Origin of the sequence: Pelatocladus sp. BLCC-F211 (assembly GCF_041928655.1) — a bacterium.
Lineage (GTDB): Bacteria > Cyanobacteriota > Cyanobacteriia > Cyanobacteriales > Nostocaceae > Pelatocladus.
The window spans coordinates 1-4,021 of the sequence record NZ_JBHFLM010000192.1 but is presented as its reverse complement, the minus strand read 5'-3'; the positions used below and the strand labels follow the sequence as shown (position 1 = coordinate 4,021).

Sequence of the window (4,021 nt, the reverse complement as noted above, 5' to 3'; positions counted from 1 at the left end):
TTAAGTCCACGGAATGCCCTACCGCAGACTATGCAATTTCTGACCTTGTACCCTACAAATTTTACTGCCCTGGATGAGATGCTGCATCTTTTCGCACTATAGGACAAACCCGGAGGTGATTTGTATTAATCAAGATGTGCCTACTTACTTCTATGCTGTGCAACGGAGTCGCTTACCAATAGTCGCAATGCTACTGGGCAGAGGCTTATCAGTCACCAATAGGGGTGAAGTTAACCAAATCTATTATATCAAATTTATGAAATATTTTGCTCGCTTCCTCCATGTTTTCCTTCCTCGCCTTACGGCATTGGTTGGAAAACTGTCGTCAACTTACTCGCAATTCATCTCATCACCTCCCTTCGCTTCGGTGAGAGGCTTCTTGCTGTTCCAGCTAAATCATTCGTGAGAGACAAGATCCCCGACTTCTCTAAGAAGTCGGGGATCTTGGTTTTGCGATATAAATTAAAGTTTAATCTTCCATATTCTCTCTAAAATTTTAATTTGCTTTTTATTTAAGTAGAAATCTGTTCTAAGGCTTTATTTTCCATATTCTCTCTAACATTTCAATTTGCTTTTTCCTCTCAAGAGCCATCTGTTCCTCCGAATTAAAAATCATCTTGTGTTGATGTTTCAAGGTTTCAAATTCTTTAATAATCTTAGCCATTTGTTGTTCACGCTGCTTTTTGTACCTATTAGACTGATACTTTCCTAAAATAAAGCCCATGATCAAAGAACTAATGAAAACTAGTGCAAACAAGCCGACATTCTCATTTGTTTGCTTGACAGATGTTGGCTTATGAGTCTGATCTGTTTGAGAAGGGACTGTAACAGAAACAGCTTGTATATTTTGAGCAGCTTTGGCAATCAGCATAATTAGAATTATGGTTAAGTAGTTATTTGTGGGTTGTTGATGATTAATAGGTAATGGTTTTTGTTAGAAACTATTCACTACTAATCACTAACTACTCACCTTTTAATTCTAAATTGCAGGCTTAAAAGTATCTAGGGGTGACATACTCCCACACTGACAACAAGAACATTCTTGTTTCAAACGACAAACTTCAATCCCCTATCCCCTATCCCCTTATCCCTTCAACTCCCCAAACTTGGGACTCCACCACCCTTTTTGCGTCTTGAAATAAGCTACATCCTTATGTTTTTGATCACTGCGGGACTTGGGATTTGAACACCGCAGCATGATTTTATTCTGTCCGTCTTTGATATAGCTGTACTCCTCCAAAGGTTTTCTGCACACGGGACAAGGATAGGTGGTGATATTAGCTGGAGGTTTTTGCAGATTTATATCTTTATCTTTAGTTGTTTGAGAACGGGGTGCTTCCCAAGTTTTGGTGTATTCACTCCAAAACAAAACCACATTCTCACACCCACTCATACATTTGAGAAAGTATTTCTTTTTGACTTTATTGCTAGGAATTTTGGCTAAATGGTTTTTACACTCAGGACAGCGAGTTCTGGAAGTCTCAAATTTTCGTTCAGTGACAGCAGCAGCTTTGGTGCTATTTGTGGAACTCGATGAACTCACAGGTACAGTTTTGGCTTTTACCAATGCTGGTGCAAAGTAATTCTGATGCCAATTTGTCAGATAATGTTGCCAAGGTTGTTTTCCAGAAGCGATCGCATCGAGAGCATCTTCCATTTTGGCAGTAAATTCTGTTTCTAATAAATCTGGTAAGGCTTTCTGCAAAAAAGCATCGACTTCTAAACCCAAACTTGTTGGTTGGAGGTTTTCTTTTGTCAGCTGGACGTAATCTCGTTTTTTTAAAGTTGCGATTGTGGGAGAATAGGTACTTGGGCGACCAATGCCTTTACGCTCCATGAGTTGGACTAATTTTGGTTCGCTGTAACGTGGTGGTGGTTGAGTTTGTTTTTTCTCGTAAGCTGCATTCTCTAAAGTCAACACCTGTCCCTGTTGCAAGTTAGGCAGAATTGTATCTTTACTAAGGTTTGACCAGTAGCGAGTATAACCGAGAAACTCGACTATTTGTCCCCTAGCTTGCCAGAGCAAATCTCCAGACTGGGTAACGACAAGAGTTTTACGCAGAATTGCAGCACGACATTGGGAGGCGATCGCTCGTTTCCAAATCAGGACATACAAATTAAATTCGTCAGTCGTCAGTTCTAGTCGCAATTGAGTAGAAGGACGGAATACATCTGTGGGGCGAATCGCTTCGTGTGCTTCCTGTGCTGTTTTACTACTGCGATGTCTGGCTGTTTGCGGTGGGACATTTTCGGGGTCATTTTGCTCTAACCATTGACGCGCACTGGCGCAGAACTCTGGACTCAACATCACTGAGTCTGTCCGCATGTAAGTAATTAAACCTGCTTCATACAACTTTTGCGCGACAAGCATTGTCTTTTCAGGTGCAAACCGCAATCTGGAACCAGCAGCTTGCTGAAGAGTCGAAGTGATGAAGGGTGGAGGTGGTTGGCGATTAACGGTTTTTCCTTCATATTGCACAACTTGATGGGGATGGCGTTTCGCTTCCTCAACTAAGCGCGTGGCTTCAGCTTCCGAAAGAACACGGATAGACTCGGTAATTTCTGTTGCCTTTATCGTCGTATCATCATGAACTTCAGTTTCCTGCTTTGCTTCTTCTTTAGGAGCATTGACTGTTCCTTTATAAAAAGCGCGGAACCCTTCAGCATAGTCTACCCAAACACTCCAATAATCTTGGGGAACAAAAGAGATAATTTCTCTCTCGCGTTGGCAAATTAGGTGTAAAGTAGCACTTTGGACTCGTCCAACACTCTTGGCGCCATTATTTAACGCCCAAACTAAGGGACTACCTTTGTAACCCACCAGCTTATCCAAGCAATCTCGACACAATCCGGCTCCAATTAAATTAGAATCAAGTTTTCTCGGATTGGCGATCGCACTTCTAACGGCAGATTCTGTAATCTCTGTATAAACAACTCGTTTTGGTTCTCTTAATCCTAAAGCTTCTTTGAGATGCCAAGCGATCGTTTCCCCTTCTCGGTCTGGATCTGTGGCTAAGATCACTTCTTTGACTTGTTTGACAGCAGTCTTTAGTTGTTGAATCGTTTCCTTTGCTTGCTGATTGCGCGGTATGTAGCGACACTCCACACGCTCACCATCCATAGTAAAGCCCAGAGAATCTTCACCTTCATTGCTCAGTTCCCGGATATGACCACAACTAGCACGCACAATCCACTCAGATCCGAGAATTTGACTGAGTTTTTTAACTTTTCCAGGGGATTCAACAACGAGAAGGCGTTTAGGCATGATACCTGAACTATGGATGTGGCTTAAAAATAAGTTCTTAGTTTTTTATAGTACACTTGTTTGGCATTTTGTGATTCACACCTCAATCTGAACTACTCTGCTCGGATAAAACAAATCAATTGACACCCTGTAGAGACGTTGCACTGCAACGTCTCTACATACCCAAAATGATGACGAAAAATCCTATTCCTTGCAGTATTGCAATCCGAACTACGTCAATTCAATGTAGCAAGAGTCAACTACCTACACTGACCAATCATCATGTTTTCATCCCCTTTCGGGGCGATGTGATTGTAAAGACCTGAATTTGCTGTGCAAGGTCCCCCTTTAACTTGTTTCCATCCCCTTTCGGGGCGATGTGATTGTAAAGGTAAAAAGAACCATCAGGGAATTCGGCATACGGAAAGTTTCCATCCCCTTTCGGGGCGATGTGATTGTAAAGAGTTCACATCTGGAAAGCTTACACAGACAGTATTCTAGACCCCCTAATCGACACACTCCTGAAAAACGGAAAAAAATTCTCAGAAATTTGTCAATTTTGCAGTCTGGAAACCTTGCTGCACATGGCATCGACACACTTCAACGAACTTATGCGATTTTCAAGGTTCGGGCGGAGTTTGACACTCTGCGCTCTGAAGAGACGCAGATTCTCGCATCAGATTCAGCAACAGCCGAATCCAAATGGGCATTGTCAAGATGCCTCTAGACGCTCAGACCTGCTACCGATGCGATACAGGCGTTGCGCTTACTTATTCA

At 42.2% G+C, this 4,021-nt stretch carries 2 protein-coding genes and 1 CRISPR repeat array; both genes read right to left on the bottom strand.

The features are described from left to right. Positions 1–529 precede the first annotated feature (529 nt). Positions 530–871 (bottom strand): hypothetical protein, encoded by a 342-nt coding sequence (locus ACE1AT_RS22850; RefSeq protein WP_374872520.1) that lies wholly within the window; start codon positions 869–871, stop codon positions 530–532. 213 nt (positions 872–1,084) lie between these two features. Further along, entirely contained in the window at positions 1,085–3,265 is a 2,181-nt protein-coding gene (gene topA, locus ACE1AT_RS22845) for a type I DNA topoisomerase (protein ID WP_374872518.1), read from the bottom strand. Positions 3,266–3,527: 262 nt separating this feature from the next. After that, positions 3,528–3,708: a CRISPR direct-repeat array (repeat unit 31 nt; unit sequence CATCCCCTTTCGGGGCGATGTGATTGTAAAG). Positions 3,709–4,021 lie beyond the last annotated feature (313 nt).